The sequence below is a fragment of the Massilia sp. CCM 8734 genome (genome assembly GCF_011682155.1).
GTDB classification, from domain to species: domain Bacteria; phylum Pseudomonadota; class Gammaproteobacteria; order Burkholderiales; family Burkholderiaceae_D; genus Telluria_A; species Telluria_A rubra.
The window spans coordinates 88,833-108,237 of sequence record NZ_WHJI01000012.1 but is presented as its reverse complement, the minus strand read 5'-3'; the positions used below and the strand labels follow the sequence as shown (position 1 = coordinate 108,237).

Sequence of the window (19,405 nt, the reverse complement as noted above, 5' to 3'; positions counted from 1 at the left end):
CCGTATTTTCAATCTGAACAAGGAAACAATATGACCTCGACCTTCGCCAAACTGGTACCACTCGTGCTCGCCTTTGCCGTCAACGGCGCCTGGGCTCACGGGGACGTGAAATGCACCACCCGTCCGAAAGCGGAATGGAAGCCGCACACCGAGTTGCACGAAAAACTGACCAAGGAAGGCTGGGTCGTGCGCCGCATGGAAGCGACCGCGAGCTGCTACGAAGTGTATGCCAAGGACCCGCAGGGCAAGCGCATCGAAGCGTTTTTCGACCCGGTGACCTTCGCCCGCGTTGAAGAAAAGTAAGCTGGCCGTCTGGGATGTCCCGGTGCGCCTGCTGCACTGGTCGCTTGTCGCGGCCATCGCGGCGGCGTGGTGGACCAGCGACCAGACCGGCGTGGCGCACAGCTGGCTTGGCTATGGCGCGGCGGCGATCGTCGCGGCGCGCCTGTTGTGGGGCTTTGGCGGCAGCCGCTACGCGCGTTTCTCGCAGTTCGTGCGCGCGCCGGGTCCCACGGTGCGCTACCTGCACGCGGTAGCGCAGGGCCGCGCCGCGCGCCACCTGGGCCACAATCCGCTCGGTGGGGCCATGGTTTTGGCCCTGCTCGCCTGCGTCGCCCTGCTGGCCCTGAGCGGATGGGCCCTGGGCACCGACCTGCTGTGGGGATATGCCTGGCCGGTGCAGGTGCACGTGGCCATCGCCTGGACCCTGGTGGGACTGGTGGTGCTGCATGTGTCCGGCGTAATCTTCACCAGCTGGCAGCACCGCGAAAACCTGGTGCTGGCCATGATTACCGGCAAGAAGAAGCCTGCTGCGGAAGGCGACCAGGACTGACGAGGCCCGCGCTCACCTTGACATCGGCTTAAGGGCGCGCGTTCTTGTCCCCCGGCGTCAGCAGGAACACCAGATTACCGTTTTTCGGATCGCTGCCGGTCCATGCCTTGCCCAGCTCTTTTCCTGCCAGGTCGAGGCAATATTCGGGCGTCACCCGCGCGGGCGTGGGATCGGCGGTGCTGCAAACCAGGTTTTTGTCGGCACGCCAGGATCCGTGCGATACGGTGTCGCCGGCAGTGTGGCGAGCCCGTCCGGAGGGGTCGAAATAGATTTCGCTCGGACCGAAGCGGTTGGTCACCGACATCGTGTTTCCGCTGACCAGGGTGGCGGCGTGGCCTGTATTGTCGGCGGCGTGCGCGCCAGGCATGGCGCACAAGCCCGCCAGACAGGCCAGCGCCATGCTCGCGCAAGCCAGGGGTTTCTTCAATATTGTCTTCGGTGTGAGCACGCTGTCCTGCCTTTCCATGCCAAGGAATAACTTTCAATGGGTACCAGTATGCCACGCGTGATATGTTTGATGCAATGTTAATCAAAGAGGCAATATTGCTCACGCTGATACGCAGCGCCGGCGGCTTGTCCGCGTGGGTCGTCGAGGCCGACGCTGCCGCAGGCGCAGAGTCGCCAGTCGTGCGCCGCATGGCGCTGGACGAGTTGCCCGTCGCGCAGTATCGGCAGCGCGATGCCTTGCTGGCCGACTGGCAAGCCGTGTGCGCGGCACGCAGCCTGGATGCGGCGTGGCCAGCGTTGTGGCGCGTATTCTGGGCCACGCTAGCGGAGCCGGACGACACGGCCGCGCCCATGCCGCAGCGCGTCACGCCGGCGCCGCGCCCGATGGCCAGCGCGGCCCACCCGCGTGCTTTTCGCGGCACCAAATTCCAGCCGCCGAAACCGGCCGTCCCGGCTCTCAACCTGGCCGCGTGGCTGGCGGACGACCGCCTGTTCGATGGCTTTCTGGCGCGCCACGACCACGCGCGCCTGCCTGTTCTCACAGCCGATGGCGCCCCGCTCGCGCATGCCGCCGGCGCGGATCGTGTGCCGACCGTGGCCGGCTTGCTGGCGCACGGCGCGGGTCCGTGGCCGGCGGTCCCCGACGCTTTCCGCCGCGCGTTTGTATGGCGCCTGCGCACGCGTCCCCTGCCCGATCTGCTGGCATGGCTGCAACTCTGGCGCGCACTGGGCAGCGCGGCAAATGGGCCGGCGCTGGCGCTGCCGGCAACGCTGTGCGCGCTGGCGCCGCACGCGCATGCATGGCCAACGTTGGCGCTCGTGCTGGGACCGTCGCGCCAGTTGCTTTTTTTGACAGCGCTGCTGAAACAGCGCGCGTATCTGCTGGCGCCCGGCGCACTGGACCAAAGCCAACTGGCCGCGATCGATGCGCTTGACGTGGACGACGACTGTTTTGCCGCTTACCTCAACGCCGTGCTCGAGAACCTTCAGCGCAGGGTGAGCGTGACGTACACCCTGGAAGGCTGCCTTCTGGCCAGTCAGAGGGTCTATCCTTTTCGCCCCGACGAGTTGACGTCCAGGCTGAGAGTGGCCAAAGCGTGCCCGGACTTTCGTGTCAGCGATATTGCTCGCATGCGCGTCACGCTTGGCCCGGATGGCGATTACTGGAATATGCATCTCTGGGAAGACTGCGTAAGCACACCCGGACTGGCGCAGGTGCTGCGCGCCACCTGCTGGGAAAAGCTCAGCGCCGGCGTGGCGGACACCTGGCTGTCGGTCTTTACCAGCACGGTGTGGTACGACGACGATCAGACAGAAAAACAAAACGACAAGCGCTGGCGCGCCCATCTTGCGATTTTTCCGATCTGGCACGCCGACCTGATCGCCCTGTCGGGAGCGTGGCAAGAAAAATATGTGCGCATGGTGAGCGACTACGCGAACCGTTGGGACGATGGCGACACCTTGCGTGATAGCGTGGCGCACCTGGCGCACTTGCAGCGGTGGCTGTGCAGCCCGCCGTTTTCAGCGGACATCGACATTGGACATCCGCTTTCCAGCATGGCCGACGCCTTTCCTGTGGAGGGCTGGCAGCAACTGGCCGCCGCCGGCGAGCGCACCTGGCTGACAGTGGAACGGGCCTGCCGGCGCGAGGACGATGGCAAGATGATCGGACGCGGCCTGGGCAGCCTCGCGCGATGCTGGCCTGCCTTCACCATGCGCAGCTTTAGCGTGGCACCACAGAGCCTGATGCGCGTCGCGCGGCTTCTGGGATACATCGCTTGGGAGCGACGCCGCCAGTTCCTGTCCGAGACCGGGCATGAAGTGTGGTTTTCCACGCGCTGGAGCGAGCTGGCGCCCTACGACGCCTGCCGCATGCTGTACCGGCTATGCATCGACGCCGGCGTGAACAGCCCGGTGCCACGCCGCCTGCGCGAGCACTTCGAAGGGAACGTCGTCCTGAGCCAGATGCAGATCGCGCGCCACTGCCGGGTGGGCATGTCGCGTTTGCCGCACGTGCTGCTGGCGGCGCTGGAGCACGCAATCGTGCGCAGTATCGACCAGCCGTTCAAGCTGCATGACCGATCGGGCGCAGCCAGCCATGCCGTGCGCCTGGCGGCCGGCATCGACACCAACCGCAAGGGACTGCGCCGTTTCCTGCGCGAGCAGGCCGAGGGCCGCGCCGGGGCGTATCTCGATCACCCGCTCAACCGCGCCTGGTTCGCGCGTCATCCGCGCATCGATGCCGCGGCATGGCAAAGCAGCGCATTGCGCGTGGGCGTCGACGGCAGCGCGGGCGCCTGGCTTGCACTGGCAAGCGATCCGCTCGACATCCTGATGCTGGGCACCCATGTGGGCAGTTGCTTGGGCCTGGGCGGCTTGTGCGACTATTCCGCCGTGGCCTGCCTGCTCGACGCCAACAAGCAGGTGGTGTATGCGCGCGACGCGACCGGCCGGGTGCTGGCGCGCCAATTGCTCGCGATCGATGAACGCGACCGCCTGGTCTGCTTTTGGGTCTATCCGCCGAACGCCGGCCCGGCGCTGCTGCGCGCGTTTCACGCCTTCGACGAGGCGATAGCCGCCTCTCTGGGCATTGATATCTATCGCCATGACGACGACGACGCTTACGATGTCGCCATCGTCCTGGCCGAACACTGGTGGGACGACGGCGTGTGGCACGACAGGGACAATTACGCCCCTGCCGACTGACGCCGCATCAGCGTTTGCAGCTCGCCACCGGGGTCGGCGTCACCACGAACGAAAAGTGCGAACCGTACTCGCCATGGATCGGCTGGGTGCCCGAGGCGCCCGCGTTGGGGCCGATGATGTAGGTATTGGCCTTGGCGATGCCGCCGTCGGCATACGCCGCGATATCGGTGGTCGCATTGCCGTAGGCGCGCACGATGTTCAGGCCCACCACGTCGCGCAGATGGCGCACGTAATCGGTCTTGAATTTTTGCGTATCGGGCGGAATCGGACCGCCGCCGTACGGGTTGGAGTGGTAGTGCCAGCGTCCGACCTTCTGGATATCGAGCCACTCCAGGCCATCTTTGGTGACCCAGTACGGCCGCGCGGTCAAAAAAATCACCTGGTAACCCTTCTCGCGGTAGGCGTTGACCACTTGCGGCGCATAGTAATACGCGGTGGCGGTCTTGACGCCCACGTAATCGGCGTAGGCTTCGAAATCGTTGATGGTGAGGGTGCCGTCGATATCGAACACCACCGCGTCGCGCCCGGCGTCGACCACGCTCAGGTAGCCCGTGGTGCCGCTCAAATCGCCTTCAACAACAAAGCGCACCACATAGTCGCCCACCGGGCGCACGCCCAGCGGCACGTTGATCTTGCCATCGCTGTCGGTCCGGTAATTGCCGACATACTGCCAGCCGCTCATGCCGGTCCCGTACAGGTACGCGTGTACGCGCTCGCCTTCCAGATCCTTGTGCAGCACGGCGTCGTAATCGAACTTAGCCGTCATGCTCGCCGCCGTTCCCGCCTTGACGATGGTGTCATGCGCCATGTGCCAGGGCTTGTACAAGCCGGACAGGATGGTGTTGCCGAAATTTGAAAACGTTCTCTTCTCCGGCCCGGAAAAGGCCGGCGGATGGGCCGCGGTGGTGTAATCGGGACAGGCGGCTACGGCAGGCAGGGCGGAACAGGCACAGACAATCGCAATACAAGGCGCAACGGGTTTCAACATGGAGGTCTCCGCAGGATGATTGGAATAATCAGATGACGACGCAAACTTGTCGTTTGTGACCTGCCAACATTACCCTGCCGTGAGCATTTCCAAAATGACATTGTCATTTTTTTGCCGGCGATGCTCAAAAAACAAGGATGAGTGTTGTATCGCGTGAACGGATGCGCCCGGTTGCGGCGCCGGCGCCATACACCCGGTAATACATGTTCCCGAATAAACGCTCGGCAACGATCTTATTGAACAAAAAACAACAAAATTCACTATGCATATATGTTATTGATAATATGCCATGATTGACAGGTTTATACTGAGGCGAGCCAGCCGATACCCGGCAGCCATCTAGCGAAAGCACGTCCATGTCCAACACCTCTTCCAAGCTCGCTTATTGCGTCCTCGCCGCTGCGGCGATCGCAACGGGCTCCGCCCATGCGCAATCGATCAGCACGTCCGCCTCCATTTCGCAGTTCTCCTACCAACTGGTCGACCTGGACCTGACCGACAACATCTCCCCGAGCATTCTTTTTACGGAACGGGACGATAGCAGCTCCAGCAGCTTCACCGACGCGCAAACCGGGAAACTCACTTACCAGAGCATCGGCACCCTGGGTAACACCTCGGCGAGCCACGCTGGCGGCACCGCGAGCACCAGTACAGATGCAAGCAACTGGGGTTCGACAACGTTAGCCAACGCCACGGCGCCGACCAGGGGCACCATGCAGGCCAGCACCAGCCACCTCGAAAGATTCAGGCTGAGCCCGAACACGGGGATGATCATTTCCGCGCTCGGCACCGTCAGCAACGACGTATCCAATCCGGCCATCGACTCGCGGGGATGGGCGTATTTCAGCCTGAAGGGCAGGCTGGGTGACCAGGAAGGCCAGACTCCCGGTGAAGAAATGACGTTCTACCAATCCTATTACGCGCGCTTGACCGGCACGAAAACGTACACTATTTCCGCATATCTGGAGTCAGGTAGAACCGATGGCTATGGCCATCTCGAGTTTGAGACCAACAACGTAGCAGCGGTCATTTCGGCTGTGCCTGAGCCGGAAACCTACGCCATGCTGCTGGCCGGCCTGGCGATGGTGGGCTGGTGCGCCCGCCGCCGCAAAGCCGCCAGGTAACAGGCGGCAAGGCGGTCAGGATGGCGCGGGAAGGGTCGCATCGGCCCGGCAGCGCGCCAGCGGCGCCGGTTCGACCAAGAGGCGGTAGTGCTCCCCATACTCGCCGTGAACCGGCCTGGTGCCGGCGACGCCGGCATGCGGCCCGATGATATAGGTATCGGCCTTGGCCATCCCGGCGTCCGCGTAGGCCCCGATATCAGTGAGGGCATTGCCGTACACGCGCACGATATTGAGGCCGACCGCATCGCGCAAATGGCGCACGTAATCGCCTTTGAATTTCTGGGTATCGGGCGGGACCGGGCCGCCGTTGTAAGGATTGCTGTGGTAATGCCAGGGGGCGATGCCCTGGATGCCGAGCCATGCGCGTCCATCCCTGGTCACCCAGTACGGCCGCGCACTGAGGAAAATCAACTGGTAGCCCTTGTCGCGCCAGGCGTTGACCATCTCCGGCGCGTACCGGTACGGCGTGGCGGTCTTCACGCCCGCATAATCGGCATAGGCTTCAAAGTCGCTGGTGGTGAGGGTGCCGTCGATATCGAAAACGATCGTGTCGCGCCCGGGCTCGACCACGCTCAGGTAGCCGCTGGTGCTGCTCAAGTCCCCTTCCACCACGAAGCGCACGACATACTCGCCCACCGGCTGCGTGCCCAGCGGCACGTCGATCTTGCCGTCGCTGTCGGTCAGGTAATTGCCCACGTGGCGCCAGCCGGCCATCCCGGTTCCATACAGATACACGTGAACGCGCTCGGCTTCCAGGTCCTTGTGCAGCACCGGATCGTAATCGAACTTGGCGCGGATGGTCGCCGCCGTTCCGGCCATGACGATGGCGTCGTGCGCCATGTGCCAGGGCTGATACCTGGCGGCCAGGACATGGTTGACGACGCTGGCAAAGGGCTTTTTGACGGGTCCGGCCAGCGCCGGCGGATGGGCGGCGGTAATGTAGTCGGGACAGGCGGCAACGGCGGGCAAGGCGGTAACAGCGCAGGCAATCGCCAGGCAGCGCGCAACGAAGGTCGGCATGCAGGTTTCCTCTGGGTGAACAGCGTCATGGGATGGCGAGAATGCCACAGCGGCAGATTGTAACCCGTCAACTTTGCCGGGCGCTGTGCGGAGCGAGCCGCGTCTTGCCGCAGCGGGAAAAAGCTCGCCCTGATCGCGCCGGAGCAAGCCCGCGCTTGAGCGGACACAAGCGCCGGCCAGCGCTGTCCTTGTACGCTGGCCGAACAGGCGCAGCGCCCGTCGCGGCCAGCGGCGTGCCGGCAGACCGATCATGCCAGCGCGGCGCCTGGATCTTCCTCGCCAGAACGATTCCGGCCGCCTTGCCGCAACGGCGCGGTTTTCAGCGGGGAGCTGGCAACGCGCTTGCGGCGCAATCCTTCAGGGGAACATCATGGCTATCAGAAACGATCTTAACGGTCTGCGGATGCAATTGCCCGGCGCGCCGGAAGTCTACCTCATCGACCAGGGCCGCAAGCGGCACATTCCCGATCCGGCCACGTACAACAACCTGTTCCGCAGCTGGAACGGCATCGTGCAAGACCCGCACCTGAACAATATCGATACCGGCGTGGCGCTCAGCCACGGGGCCGTGCTGGCCCAGGCGCAGGGAGACGCCGCGGTGTACCTGATCGACAATAGCGTCAAGCGCCACATCGCCTCGCCGGCGACCATGGACCGCTATCACTTCAACTGGGACAACATCCAGCACGTGGCGCCGATCCTGGTGCGCTCGATCCAGAACGGGCCGACGATTGCCTGGCCATAAAAGAGATGCAATTGGCGCGAGGCCGATAAAATGCGGCCGTGGCACGACAGGCGACGTCCGATGGCGTCGCCAATGCGTCTGCCGAGGCGTATGCGAGCAAGCGGGTCATCGCGGCAGGCCCACTGCTATTTGGCCTGAGCGTTGACCGCATCTTCGTAATCTTTCAAGCTGCCTATCACCGCAGCGTTTGCCGCGTATTTTTTGCGCAGCTTCGCCAACTGCCTGCCGGTTCCGCGACAAAGGCTGTTGGCTTTCCTGATGATGTCTTGCAGCCGCTTTTTGTCGTCCACATTCGCGACCTCGCCCTCGAAGTAATCGCAGGCATCGCGCCGCTCCATGAATTTAGCGACGTCTTTGGGAAGACGTGCTGCCTCATGCGCATGGCAAGCGGTCGATGCGGCAAACAGAAAAACAAGTATGGTATTTTTCATGCCTATAATCCTGTATCGGACCAGCGGCGATCACCCCGTTTCGGCCCACGGAATTTGATGACACCGTAGCTTGCTCCGACGCTGCCCAGGGATTTGTTGAGGCCGGTTCTCGGGCCTGTGGTGATCACCACAGTTCGCCCGTAGCGTCGACGATCAACAAAGTTCCCCAACGAAAGCGGAGGGCACCGTGGTATCCGGTGTCAGATCGCGCGCTAGCGCTCCTATATAGTAGCGTGTGAAACAAGGGTAGCGAGTTCGGCCTTCCCGCAAATGTCGAGCTTTGCATAGACGCGCTGGATGACATTTCGCACGGTAGCGGGCGCCAAGTTCAGCTTCTGCGCAACCTCCTTGTACGAGTATCCCGCGCTGAACATGCGCGCGACCTTCAGTTCCTGGGTGCTCAACCTGGCAAGTGGACAGCTGTTGGCGGCCCGCACGAACAACAGGCTTCCATACCGCTGCACGTTGACTTTTACCTTGGCGCCGCAAAACGACTGCACCCCGGTTTGGCTCAGCGCCGCAACGATGGGAGCGGGAACGCTGTGATCGCGCCAGTCCGGAAATTCCACGCGAACCAGGTCGACAAAGGCCGGGCTACAATATTTCAATACGCCATTTGCGCCGATGATGGCAATGGCGTCGGACGGCTCGGCCATCTCGCCATGATGCTGCATGGCTTGGGTGACGGCCTGGCGCAGATGGGGCGCGATCAATTCCAGCAGCGTCTGTTCGTCTTTTGAGAACTGGTCAGCACTGCGCGCGCGATACAGCGACAGGCCATCCCAATAGCCTGTTACCGGATTTAAGGCCGCAATGACCAGACCATTTTCGTGAGAGTAACGCGTGGCATAGTCGCGCACGACCAGCTGTTCGGGTTCCGCGTACAGGTAGCGGGCATTGAAATTGAATGCCTTTCCTGGCGCCGCCGTTACGGCCCGCAAAACGGTGTCCTGCTTACTGATCGCTTCCCAGTCCAGATGAAGACTGTCCGGTTCATTGTGCGTCATCGCCGCGTGGACCTGTCCCGTGGAACCGATCACTTCCACCGCCATCAAGCGCGCGGAGTCGAAGCTGAGCAGGGCGCCAGTATGGTTGAATGCGAATTTCACGAATTGATCCGGTGCTAGCTCGTGAGTAGCGCGGTACAGGCCGAGCAAATAGGTATTGAGGTCCATCACTGTTCCGCGAAATCATGCGGTAGCCAGAATTCGGGGGCTAGCTCAAGGTGAGGAAAATGACCGGCGTCAACCAGCGAAAGCTGAGCTTGGGGGAAGTAACGGTGCACTTCCGCCCTAGTGCGTTCCAGCGTCGCATACGGATCGCTGGCGCCCACTGTCACAGTCACCGGCCCGCGGTAAGGGCTTGGCCCGGATGGTGGCGGAGTAGTTAAAAAATCGTCGAGCACCAGGCGGTAGGTGGGAAAATCAAATCCCGCGCTATCGGCCATCAAAGCGGCAAATTGACGCCGAGCTGGCATTGCTCCAACGGACCAGTAAGAGTCGGAAAACCTTGGCGTGGCAAGGATCGCGGCGACGAGATCCCAGAATGCCGCTGTTGCCGAGTTCGACTTGCAACTTTCATACGCTGCGTGCAGCGCCGGCGATGGCGACGTATCCAACAAGGTCGCCGCAAAACGACGGTAGGACGCTTGCGGATCGAAAGTAGGCGCCAGCAGGACGATGACTGAAATCGCGTCAGGAAAACGCGCGGCCAGGTGCCGCGCCAACATGCAGCCGAACGAACTGGCGAGCAAACGGATCGGTGCTGCGCTGGCAGCGCACATGGATGTAAATTTTTGTTCGGCTTCCCGCAGCAAGCAAGCGTACGGGGCAGTTTGTCCCTCGTGGGCGCGCGGTTGCTCCCACCAATCGACCGGGCACGGCATTACCAGCCTGGTCCGCTCGGCGATGGCCGACAGGCCGGGGCCTCCGTGAAGGAATAATGTTGTCGGGACATCGTTTGCGTCAGCCAAGAGACCTCCTGTCGCGTCGCCAATTACGCGTGGAAATACATGTGAAAGTTTGACGTACATCAGCGTCTGCGGCGCAATGCACGCCACCGCTCCTCCGCCTCCGGGCGACAAAAATCGCATCGCTTTTCGCAGGGGGGACTGAACTCCATGATCCCTACCGCGACAAGCGTCAATAGTCGAAGTAGGTCATGCCTCTGCCGTTTTTTCCGACGTGCCTTGAGGATCGTTCAAGACTGTGATGCATTTGCATCCTTTCCGCAACCCTGTTCCGCTGACAGGATGGTGGCCTACAACATCCGCACTTCGGCCAAAGCGGAAATCAGCACATGTTGTCGGGCCGGAAAAATATGGAGGGCACTATGAAAACCCATCTTGCAATGTTACTGGCTTCACTGTCGTTTGATTTGTACGCGGCTGACAACGTATCGGCATATGGTCCGTACAACGTTGATGCCGGCAAAGAAAAGTGCACCAGCGACAGTGGAACGGAAATAAGAAAAGAGCAAACGTTTGAAGCCACGGGTGACCGCTTCTTCAAAAATTTCACTGTGAGCAAGATCAGCGGATGGGCGCCCAAGAAGGCGTATCGCGAAATATTCGACGTCGCAGAAAAGGAAATTGATGTCGAGAGCCGGGATGGCTACAAGGTCAAGGTAAAAGTCCCCTACCGTTACAGCGTGCGCGCCCATGCCGATTGCGGTTCCGGATATGGTCCGGTCCTCAGAGGCGAGACCATTTCAATCGAATGTGAAGTGAACGCGCAAATTGTAAAGTACTCGAACGACTAAGCAGGCCGGCGCCCTGATGGCCGTGGTTCATCTTAACAATGCGCATCGGAAGACAGCGCTTAGCGGAAACGACAGCCAAATGCCGGCACCTTGCAAACCTGGCTGGACAGGCGCAGCGGCGGTGACGGCAGAAGGCCAACACGCTGTGATGCATCTGCATCCTTCTTGGGGACTGTACACGGTGACAAGATGGTATTTCAACGCCACGACTGGCGTACTTACCTGGAGAGATGAAATGAGCAAAATCATGCCGTCGATGCCGTACACCGTTGTGCTATGGCTATCATTTTTGATTAGTACTGCGCAGGCAGCTATCATGCAAGGTTCCTACGCCCAGCTCGGTTCCCGATTGTGGTTGCTTGAGCTGAACCTGATCAATAGCAACGACGCCTTGCCGCTCGAACATTTTTCACTCTACTTTCCCGAGAATGAATTTGGCGCCCTCCAGCTACGCGCCTCGCCGGCCGGATGGGATACGCTGGCAATATCACGCGACCTTGGCCTGCCAGCACCGGGCTTGTTCGACTCAGTCGTCCTCAACCGCACTTTTGCGGTGGCAAGTGGTGGCCATCAGGATGGCTTCTCGCTCATGGTCGACTATCTTGGGCCGACCAGGCCCGGCGCCCTCCGATTCGATATCCTCGATGCGCAGTACCGAGCGGTATTTTCGGGCGATCTGACGCCGAGCTACATCACACCATCCGTGCCCGAGCCTGCGATGCCGCTGATGCTGATAGCCGGACTGGCGCTTGTCCTGGCAAGGCGGAACATATGGCGCAAACCGCTGGCAGTGGCACTCGTTGTCGGCAGTGTGAGCGGGTGTGGCAATCCGGACACCAATACTCCCGCCGACCCTGCTGCGCGTGAACTGCTGGCGACCATGGAAACCGGTACCGGGATCGGAACCGTCGACATTGCCCCTCCGGGCGCCGGCCTTACTGCACTAAGCAAACTGCGCGAGGAGCGGATATCGCGACTGGAATTTCGCTACATCTACAAGGTCACTATCAAGAATGGCAATTCCGCACTCAACGATGTGCAGATCCATCTGACCAGCGTTGGCGAGGGTAGCAAGATCGAGGATGGGCTCGCTGTAGCAGGCAATGTCGCTTCAGGCATCACGCAAGAATTGAACGATACCATTACGATTACCCATGATCGAAGCAAGCCGTTCAACGCCTCTGCCTTGCACTGGACAATCAGTGCCGCGCCCGTAGGGGCATTGGGCCAACTAGACCACGGCGTTTCCATGGCGGGAATCGACCATGATGGCAATGGTGTGCGCGACGATATCGATCGCGTGGTCACCGAGTTGTTTACCGATCCGGGCATTCGTAGCGCTGCCACCGAGGTCGCCAGGCAGCTACAGAAAGCGGCGGTTGCCGCCATCACTGCGGATCAAGCGCGAACCACCCAGATCGCCCTTGAGCGTGCCGCCAGCTGCGTTGCGAGCCGCAGCCGCGATTACGCGCGCATCAACAACACACTGATGGCGGCAACGTTCAACACCGACTTGCGTCTGCAAGCATTGACACGGTATATGACTGCGCTGGAAGGCGTCAGCCTTCCGGCAATACCGCTGAGCGGTGCTTGCCAACAGGAGGAGCTGCCATGAATACAATCGGCAAACTCCTGTGTTTCATGACGCTGACATCGGCACTCTGCTTCAGCCCGGCGGTCGACGCGCAGCAAACCATGTGCACCGCCGCGCCCGGCAAGATCGCAATAGGGATGATTAGTGGCATCAATACCGACCCGCTATCGCACACGCATCACTTTCTGCGGGTTGTCGAAGAATACGGGCCATCGTATACAGACAAAGTCGGGGCTGAACATCCGATTTTCTATCCTCGACTGTCCAATCCCACAGGCGGATTTATTGCTGATTTGTACGAAGCGATCCGGCAAGTCGTCCTGCAGGACCCGACATGGAAAACCAAGGGGGAACTTCTCTTCGCGTTGCGCATGGTGAGTTACTTCCCCGATTATGCTTACCCGCCCCACGATCTACTGAGCACGTATCGTGCGCTTCTGATTCAGCTGCAAGCGAAGTGGGCGGCAGCCAACCCCGCCGGCGTGGCCAATGCCATGAAGACCGAGTTGCTGCGCCTCGTCAACGAGGGCGCCAAAATCCTTCTTCTGCCGCATTCGCAAGGCAATCTCTTTGCCACCTCGATCAGCGCTGCGATCGAGCAAAGGTTATCCGAACTGCATATCAGCAATGGTCTACGTCTGCTACATGTCGCCCCGCCCGCCGCAATCGGGAAAGATCGCTTATGGGTCACAAATGAATTTGACCTGGTCGTTGCGGCGGCGCGCCTTGCCGGCACCGGGGCTCCTCCGGGTAACACCAGGCTCACCGACATCGTCAACAACGGCATCGGCCACAGTTTTATCGACGTCTATATGCTCAAGGGGCATCAGCCTTACCGAGACATCAGAAATATCCTGGACCGCTTTATCGAAGAGCTCAGCCAAAGTGCCAACTGTATCGCCGTCGATTCACGGGGCAGCTGGACTGTAGAGGTCGGGGTACCCGTTTCGTTCCCACAAACATTACCTCCGGTACGCTTCGATCTCTCCAGCCACCACTACAAGAATGGCGACATCCTGGAAGTACGCTCGTCCGGGAGCTGGCAGTACAGCGGCTATTGGGGCAACCCATCGACCGCTAACGGCGCCACGGCGGTATTCGACGGACCTTTAGGCTTTATCGGACCGTCGCCGATAGCAGGAACCGATGCCGGCACCACGCCGGAAGTTATGCCGGACATTACCTTGACCCAGTGTCATGACAACACGGCGATTGATATCGCACAGGATTTCCGGATAGCCGACGGCGAATGGCGCAGGGTAAAAATTCCACCTGGCGCCACACGGATGCTGCTCGGGGTCGCGGACTGCTTTCATGGCGACAATATCGGCACCGTCATCGTGGAAGTTCGCACCGTTCAATAACGCGGCAGGAGGCGGCTGGCCGCCTCCGTTGCGCTCAGGCGAACGTCGAAAAACCCGCAGCAGCATCGCGCCGAAAAGGCGTTTTCGACGCCCATGGTCTCGGTGATGGCCGCGCGCGGAAAACCGGCCAGCTGCGGCAACAGCAGGCTCGATGCGAATTCGCGGCACAGTCCGAGCTGCAAGAATGGCATCGACAACTTGGCGTTGTCGGCCGCGCAGACCAGGTCGCAGTGCATCAGCAAGGTGGTGCCGATGCCCACCGCCGCACCCGACACCGCCGACCGGGCCGACAATTGCCTGGCTGGAGAGAGAATGTCGTGCCGCCCAGCGCCGCCAGCGCATGTACCAACTCCAGCCGCGCGCGCATCGAATTATATAAAAAACAACACTGTGTTGTTTGCAGACGCCTACGCGGCCCTGTTCGTTGATAGCGTGCAATATTAGTGCTAACCTGACCGCCTTGCCCACCTTTACCGCCCTTTCGATGGATATCACCGCCACTGGCCAGCCCCCCCAACCCGCGCGCGGTTTGTTCAGTCCATGGGCCGATGTCATGTTGCTGGGCGGCGGATCGCTGTTCGCCTTGCTCGTGCTGCAGATGATGCACCTGGAAAAGGAAGGCCTGGCCACGCTGGGCGTGATCATGCTGGGGCTGGCGAACCTCGTCAACCACCCGCACTTTGCTTTTTCATATCAAATGTTTTATGGCTCCTGGAGCGACGTCAGGGAAGGCCGCTGGCCGCCGGACTTGCGGCGCCGCTGGATGATCGCCGGCGTGATCGCTCCGGTCGCGCTGGCCGCCTGCCTGGTCACGGGCGCGCTGTTATCGGTCAACGGCCAAAGCCTGGTACTGGCACTGAGCCTGACAGCGATGGGCCTGCTGGTCGGCTGGCACTACGTCAAACAAGGCTTCGGCATGGCCATGATGGACGGTGCGCTCAAGAAGCGCTACTGGCCCGCCGAAACCCGCAAAGCCTTGCTGATCAACGCGTATGCCTGCTGGGGCGCCGCATGGACGCTGGGCAGCGGCGGCACCCTGGGGCGACAGCTCTGGGGCGTATTCGGCGTGAATTACGCCATGCCGCCCGCCTTGACGATGCTCGCCTGCGGGGTGGCCAGCCTGACCACCGTCTGGTGCGGCCTCGCGGTGTTCCGCTGCGTGGGCCAGTGGCGCGCCCAACAGCTCACCTGGAAACAATGGCCTGCCGCCGGACTGCTCGCTTATTTCATCACCTTGTATGTCTGGTTGGGACTGGTCTGGACGGAACCGGCTTTCCTGCTCGTGATTCCCTTTTTCCATTCCCTGCAATACCTGACCGTCGTGTCGAAATACACGTCCAACCAGGCGCGCGCGCGCCGGTGGAGCGGCGCGCGCCTGGCCGGCTTCGTGGTCACCGGCGCGGTGCTGGGCGGCCTGGGCTTCTGGATACTGCCTTGGGTGCTCGATTATGCGCGCACCGGGCAAATGCCAGGCCAGGGCGTCGCCCTGTCGCTTGCCTGCGCATGGATTTTCATCAATGTGCATCATTACCTGATCGACAACGTCCTGTGGCGCCAGGGCAATCCGAAAGTCAAAGAATTCCTGTTCGACGCGCAGCCGGGCTAGCAGCCGGGCTAGCAGCCGGGGTCAGGCGAACTTCGAAAATCCGGCTTGCGCTGTTCAAAGTAGGCGGTAAAACGCTTCCTTCGCTTCGGGCGCCAGCAGCATCGCCCCGAACAAGGCGTTTTCGGCGCCCATGGATCGGCACAACCGGCTCGCTACCACTATATTGTTGCTTGTGCGGGAGACCCGTCAGGGCGATCGGCATCGCAGTATGAGCGCCAGGCCCACTGTTATTGGGCCGGAGCGTTGATGGTATCTTCGTACTCCTTCAACCTGCTGATTACTGCTTCATTTTCCGCATATTTCCTACGCAGTTTTGCCAACTGCCTATCGCTGCCGCGACAGAGGCTGTTGGCTTTCCGGATGATTTGTTCCAGCCGCTTTCTATCGTCCACATTCGTGGCCTCGCCCCTGAAGTGATCGCACGCATCGCGCCGCTCCATGAATTTAACGACGTCCTTGGGAAGGCGCGCCGTCTCATGCGCATGGCAAACCGTCGATACCGCCAGCAGAAAAACAAATAGTGTATTTTTCATGTTTAAATCCTGTGTCGGACTAGTCGGGATGATCGCGTTTCGGTCTGCGCGGGCAGTTCGTCAGCGAATCGCTTGCCGGCGCGTCCCGTCAACACGGGCGGATACACGAGACTGCCGATTGCGCCATCGCTAACGACGACGATCTCAACGCCGCCAGCGGTCCATAAACTATCGCGGGAAGCTCCCGGAACATCGGGCCGGTGGGCGAAACCGATACCATGCTCTTGCATGAAGGAGCGAAGCGAGGCCACGCCGGCACCAGCTTGGGGAAATGGCGCATCGTAAACAATGGCTTTATTGGCGGGATACGCAAGCGTGTAGTACACGCCAATGCGCTCCAATATCCCTGCATTGAACCAGAAGGTGGTTTTTCCGTTCATCCAGACGCCTTGCGGATCGAACTCCCGTTCCGCCCCGGGGCCGCTGCCAAACATGGCCGGATGACCGGCCAGCGCCATTACCTCGTCCTTATTCATGCCGAGTCGAACGCCGCCGAACCTGCCCCCGGCGAGAAACTCGCGCAAGCTCACCAGCAGGCAAGCGTCCTGGCCGGCGCCCTCTGGGGCGGGCAGCGCGGGCACCTCGTCCCAGGCATCATCAGCACCGAACTCCATGCCGCAGCCGCTGCAGCATGGCGCGCCGGCTGGCGAGCCGACACCGCACATGTCGCAGATCTTGCTCAATTACGCAAACTGCGAAAAATCCGGCTTGCGCTTTTCAAAGAACGCGGTGAATGCTTCCTTCGCTTCGGGCGCTTGCAGCATCGCGCCGAACAAGGCGTTTTCGGCGCCCATGGTCTCGGTGATGGCCGCATTGCGCGAGCGCTTCATCAGCGACTTGGTTGCGCGGATCGAGGCGGCCGGCAGTGCCACCAGCTTGGCCGCCTGGCGCGCCGCATACGGACGCAGTTCCGCCAAAGGCAGCACCTTCGACACCAGGCCCATGTCGTAGGCTTCCTGCGCCAGGAACGCTTCGCCGAGCAGCAGCTTTTCGGCCGCGCGCGGAAAACCGGCCAGTTGCGGCAGCAGCAGGCTCGATGCGAATTCGGGGCACAGTCCGAGCTGCGAGAACGGCATCGAAAACTTGGCGTTGTCGGCCGCGTAGACCAGGTCGCAGTGCATCAGCAAGGTAGTGCCGATGCCCACCGCCGCACCCGACACCGCCGCCACCAACGGCTTGCTGCTGCCCGAGAGCGCGCGCATGAACTGGAACACCGGGCGCATCTCGGCCGGCACGCCTTCGACCGGCGCCGAATTTTTCATGAAGTCGTCCAGGTCGTTCCCGGCCGTGAAAATCTCCGGCTTGCCGACGATGAGGATCGCGCGCACCGCGTCATCGCCCTCGGCGTCGACCAGCGCGTCGGCCATGGCCTGGTACATCACGCCGGTGATCGCGTTCTTGCGCTCGACGCGGTTGAATTCGATCGTCAGGATGCCGTCGGCCTTGCTCGTCAAAATATCCATGTGCTCTCCAAAAAGTGAAAAGGGCGCCGGGGATAAGCCACAGCGCCCTTGATGACTATAGGGTTCCCTATAGGGTCCCCTGCAGTTTAACCGATGCTTATACGCGTTCGAAAATGCCTGCCGCGCCCATGCCGGTACCGACGCACATCGTGACCATGCCGTACTTGAGGTTATTGCGGCGCAGCGCGTGGATCACGGTCGCGGCGCGGATCGCACCGGTCGCGCCCAGCGGGTGGCCCAGCGCAATGGCGCCGCCCATCGGGTTGACCTTGGCCGGGTCCAGGCCCAGGTCGCCGATCACCGCCAGCGCCTGCGCGGCGAACGCTTCGTTCAGTTCGATCCAGTCCAGCTGGTCCTGGGTGATGCCGGCGGCGGCCAGCGCTGCCGGAATGGCCACCTTCGGGCCGATGCCCATGATTTCAGGCGGCACGCCGCGCACCGCGAACGAGGAGAACTTGGCCAGTGGGGTCAGGTTATGCTCGCGCAGGATTTTTTCGCTGACGATCAGGAGCGCACCGGCGCCATCGGACATCTGCGAGCTGTTGGCGGCGGTGACGGTGCCCTTGGCCGCGAACACCGGCTTGAGCTTGCCGAGCGACTCGATGGTCGAATCGGCGCGCGCGCCTTCATCGGTATCGACCGTGCGGGTCGTGATGTCGACCTGGCCGGTGGCCAGATTCGGCGTGCGGGTGATGATCTCGACCGGGGTGGTCTCGTCCTTGAAGAAGCCGGCCTGCTGCGCGGCGATGGCGCGGCGGTGCGACTCGACCGAGAACGCGTCCTGCTGCTCGCGCGTCACTTTCCACTGCTTGGCCACGTTTTCCGCGGTCAGGCCCATGCCGTAGGCCATGCCGACGTTTTCGTCGGTGAACATATTCATGTTCATCGATGGGTGGTGGCCCATCATCGGCACCATCGACATCGATTCGACGCCGCCGGCGATCATCACATCGGCTTCGCCGACGCGGATGCGGTCGGCCGCCATGGCAATGGCGGTGATGCCCGATGCGCAGTAACGGTTGACGGTCACGCCGCCGACGGTTTTCGGCAGGCCGGCCAGCAGCACCGACATGCGGGCGATGTTAAAGCCTTGTTCGGCTTCCGGGAACGAGCAACCGATGATGGCGTCGTTGATCAGCGCCGGATCGAGGCCGGGCGCCTGCGCCATCGCGGACTGGATCGCGCGCACCAGCAGGTCGTCCGGGCGCATGGACTTGAACATGCCGCGCGGCGCCTTGCCGATCGGGGTGCGGGTTGCGGAGACGATGTAGGCGTCTTGAAGTTGTTTGCTCATAGTGTTCTCTCAAAAATTCTGTGGTTCGAAATGGGGATGCACTGATTACCGTTTTTCGGACAAATACCAGTCGACCTGCACCTGCGCCGCCAGCGTTCCGTGTTCGTCGAAGATATCGACTTCCACCGGAAACGCCACCTTGCCGTCCGCCTTGAGCGTGGCCTTGAGTGCCGCCACATCGCCCGGAACGCGGCCGCTGGCGCGCGTCGCGCCCTTGGCCACTTTCTGGTACTCGATGCGCGACTCCTTGGCCACCGGCCGCAGACCGAGAATCAGGTCGGCGAACGCGCCCGCCATGGCCGCGCCGGAGGCCGTTTCGGCCAGCGTGAAGAGCGCCCCGGCGTGCTGCGTGCCGAGGTGGTTGTTCAGTTTCGGGTCGGCCGGCATCGACACCTCGGAGGTGCCGTTGCCGATCGCGTCGATCCGGATTCCCAGCAGCTGCACAAACGGCAGCGTGTCCATCATTTGCTGCTTGATACGGTCATACACCATGCTTGG

General features: G+C 61.7%; 20 protein-coding genes and 1 pseudogene. 9 read left to right on the top strand and 12 right to left on the bottom strand.

All coding sequences use genetic code 11. The features are described from left to right. Nucleotides 1-30: 30 nt before the first annotated feature. Both F2P46_RS13535 and F2P46_RS13530 read left to right on the top strand, forming a co-directional pair. Complete coding sequence (locus tag F2P46_RS13535; protein WP_166890189.1) at nucleotides 31-303, top strand: PepSY domain-containing protein; 273 nt, start codon at nucleotides 31-33, stop codon at nucleotides 301-303. Further along, nucleotides 290-832, top strand: coding sequence for a cytochrome b/b6 domain-containing protein (locus F2P46_RS13530; RefSeq protein WP_229509261.1), 543 nt, complete (start codon nucleotides 290-292; stop codon nucleotides 830-832). The genes F2P46_RS13535 and F2P46_RS13530 overlap by 14 nt, the downstream gene beginning before the upstream one ends. 28 nt (nucleotides 833-860) lie before the next feature. Here the strand turns inward: F2P46_RS13530 and F2P46_RS13525 are convergent, their stop codons facing one another. Continuing rightward, nucleotides 861-1,259: a hypothetical protein gene (locus F2P46_RS13525; RefSeq protein ID WP_166890186.1), complete on the bottom strand. Its 399-nt coding sequence runs from the start codon at nucleotides 1,257-1,259 to the stop codon at nucleotides 861-863. 116 nt (nucleotides 1,260-1,375) lie between these two features. Between F2P46_RS13525 and F2P46_RS13520 the strand changes: the two genes are divergently transcribed. Then, on the top strand, nucleotides 1,376-3,985 hold the full coding sequence (locus F2P46_RS13520) for a hypothetical protein (RefSeq protein ID WP_166890183.1): 2,610 nt from the start codon (nucleotides 1,376-1,378) through the stop codon (nucleotides 3,983-3,985). Between the two features lie 7 nt (nucleotides 3,986-3,992). Here the strand turns inward: F2P46_RS13520 and F2P46_RS13515 are convergent, their stop codons facing one another. After that, nucleotides 3,993-4,973, bottom strand: coding sequence for a hypothetical protein (locus F2P46_RS13515; RefSeq protein ID WP_208296614.1), 981 nt, complete (start codon nucleotides 4,971-4,973; stop codon nucleotides 3,993-3,995). A gap of 356 nt (nucleotides 4,974-5,329) precedes the next feature. Between F2P46_RS13515 and F2P46_RS37040 the strand changes: the two genes are divergently transcribed. Further along, the gene (locus F2P46_RS37040; RefSeq protein ID WP_208296613.1) at nucleotides 5,330-6,097 is read left to right on the top strand and encodes an FxDxF family PEP-CTERM protein; all 768 of its coding nucleotides are present in this window, start codon (nucleotides 5,330-5,332) and stop codon (nucleotides 6,095-6,097) included. 15 nt (nucleotides 6,098-6,112) lie between these two features. Here the strand turns inward: F2P46_RS37040 and F2P46_RS13505 are convergent, their stop codons facing one another. Beyond that, nucleotides 6,113-7,117: a haloacid dehalogenase gene (locus F2P46_RS13505; RefSeq protein ID WP_166890180.1), complete on the bottom strand. Its 1,005-nt coding sequence runs from the start codon at nucleotides 7,115-7,117 to the stop codon at nucleotides 6,113-6,115. A 370-nt stretch (nucleotides 7,118-7,487) separates the two neighbouring features. On the opposite strand from F2P46_RS13505, the gene F2P46_RS13500 reads away from it, so the two are divergent. Next, on the top strand, nucleotides 7,488-7,862 hold the full coding sequence (locus tag F2P46_RS13500; protein ID WP_166890177.1) for a hypothetical protein: 375 nt from the start codon (nucleotides 7,488-7,490) through the stop codon (nucleotides 7,860-7,862). Nucleotides 7,863-7,987: 125 nt separating this feature from the next. Here the strand turns inward: F2P46_RS13500 and F2P46_RS13495 are convergent, their stop codons facing one another. The 3 genes from F2P46_RS13495 to F2P46_RS13485 form a co-directional block, all read right to left on the bottom strand. Continuing rightward, nucleotides 7,988-8,293 carry a hypothetical protein gene (locus F2P46_RS13495; protein WP_166890174.1) on the bottom strand — a complete coding sequence of 102 codons (306 nt, stop codon included), beginning with the start codon at nucleotides 8,291-8,293 and terminating at the stop codon, nucleotides 7,988-7,990. 221 nt (nucleotides 8,294-8,514) lie between these two features. After that, nucleotides 8,515-9,468 (bottom strand): helix-turn-helix transcriptional regulator, encoded by a 954-nt coding sequence (locus F2P46_RS13490; protein ID WP_166890172.1) that lies wholly within the window; start codon nucleotides 9,466-9,468, stop codon nucleotides 8,515-8,517. Further along, a complete protein-coding gene (locus F2P46_RS13485) occupies nucleotides 9,468-10,265 on the bottom strand; it encodes an alpha/beta fold hydrolase (protein ID WP_166890169.1) in 798 nt (265 codons plus the stop codon). The genes F2P46_RS13490 and F2P46_RS13485 overlap by 1 nt, the downstream gene beginning before the upstream one ends. Nucleotides 10,266-10,624: 359 nt before the next feature. Between F2P46_RS13485 and F2P46_RS13480 the strand changes: the two genes are divergently transcribed. The 3 genes from F2P46_RS13480 (at nucleotide 10,625) to F2P46_RS13470 (ending at nucleotide 14,011) form a co-directional block, all read left to right on the top strand. Next, the gene (locus F2P46_RS13480; protein WP_166890166.1) at nucleotides 10,625-11,053 is read left to right on the top strand and encodes a hypothetical protein; all 429 of its coding nucleotides are present in this window, start codon (nucleotides 10,625-10,627) and stop codon (nucleotides 11,051-11,053) included. Nucleotides 11,054-11,288: 235 nt separating this feature from the next. After that, complete coding sequence (locus F2P46_RS13475; protein WP_166890163.1) at nucleotides 11,289-12,668, top strand: hypothetical protein; 1,380 nt, start codon at nucleotides 11,289-11,291, stop codon at nucleotides 12,666-12,668. Then, the gene (locus F2P46_RS13470) at nucleotides 12,665-14,011 is read left to right on the top strand and encodes a hypothetical protein (protein WP_166890161.1); all 1,347 of its coding nucleotides are present in this window, start codon (nucleotides 12,665-12,667) and stop codon (nucleotides 14,009-14,011) included. The genes F2P46_RS13475 and F2P46_RS13470 overlap by 4 nt, the downstream gene beginning before the upstream one ends. 107 nt (nucleotides 14,012-14,118) lie before the next feature. Here F2P46_RS13470 and F2P46_RS13465 read toward each other — a convergent pair. Beyond that, nucleotides 14,119-14,289, bottom strand: a pseudogene (locus tag F2P46_RS13465) (enoyl-CoA hydratase-related protein); the annotation flags it as partial. Between the two features lie 206 nt (nucleotides 14,290-14,495). Here F2P46_RS13465 and F2P46_RS13460 point away from each other — a divergent pair. Continuing rightward, nucleotides 14,496-15,617, top strand: coding sequence for a hypothetical protein (locus F2P46_RS13460; protein WP_166890158.1), 1,122 nt, complete (start codon nucleotides 14,496-14,498; stop codon nucleotides 15,615-15,617). Nucleotides 15,618-15,844: 227 nt separating this feature from the next. Here F2P46_RS13460 and F2P46_RS13455 read toward each other — a convergent pair whose 3' ends face one another. From F2P46_RS13455 to F2P46_RS13435, 5 genes are all read right to left on the bottom strand, one after another. After that, a complete protein-coding gene (locus F2P46_RS13455; protein ID WP_166890155.1) occupies nucleotides 15,845-16,150 on the bottom strand; it encodes a hypothetical protein in 306 nt (101 codons plus the stop codon). Between the two features lie 2 nt (nucleotides 16,151-16,152). Next, nucleotides 16,153-16,833, bottom strand: coding sequence for a hypothetical protein (locus tag F2P46_RS13450; protein WP_166890153.1), 681 nt, complete (start codon nucleotides 16,831-16,833; stop codon nucleotides 16,153-16,155). Then, nucleotides 16,834-17,613, bottom strand: coding sequence for an enoyl-CoA hydratase (locus F2P46_RS13445; protein ID WP_166890150.1), 780 nt, complete (start codon nucleotides 17,611-17,613; stop codon nucleotides 16,834-16,836). A 97-nt stretch (nucleotides 17,614-17,710) separates the two neighbouring features. Then, nucleotides 17,711-18,907, bottom strand: coding sequence for an acetyl-CoA C-acyltransferase (locus tag F2P46_RS13440; protein WP_166890148.1), 1,197 nt, complete (start codon nucleotides 18,905-18,907; stop codon nucleotides 17,711-17,713). Between the two features lie 45 nt (nucleotides 18,908-18,952). After that, nucleotides 18,953-19,399, bottom strand: a complete 447-nt coding sequence (locus F2P46_RS13435; RefSeq protein WP_166890146.1) for a YiiD C-terminal domain-containing protein — start codon at nucleotides 19,397-19,399, stop codon at nucleotides 18,953-18,955. Between the last annotated feature and the right edge of the window lie 6 nt (nucleotides 19,400-19,405).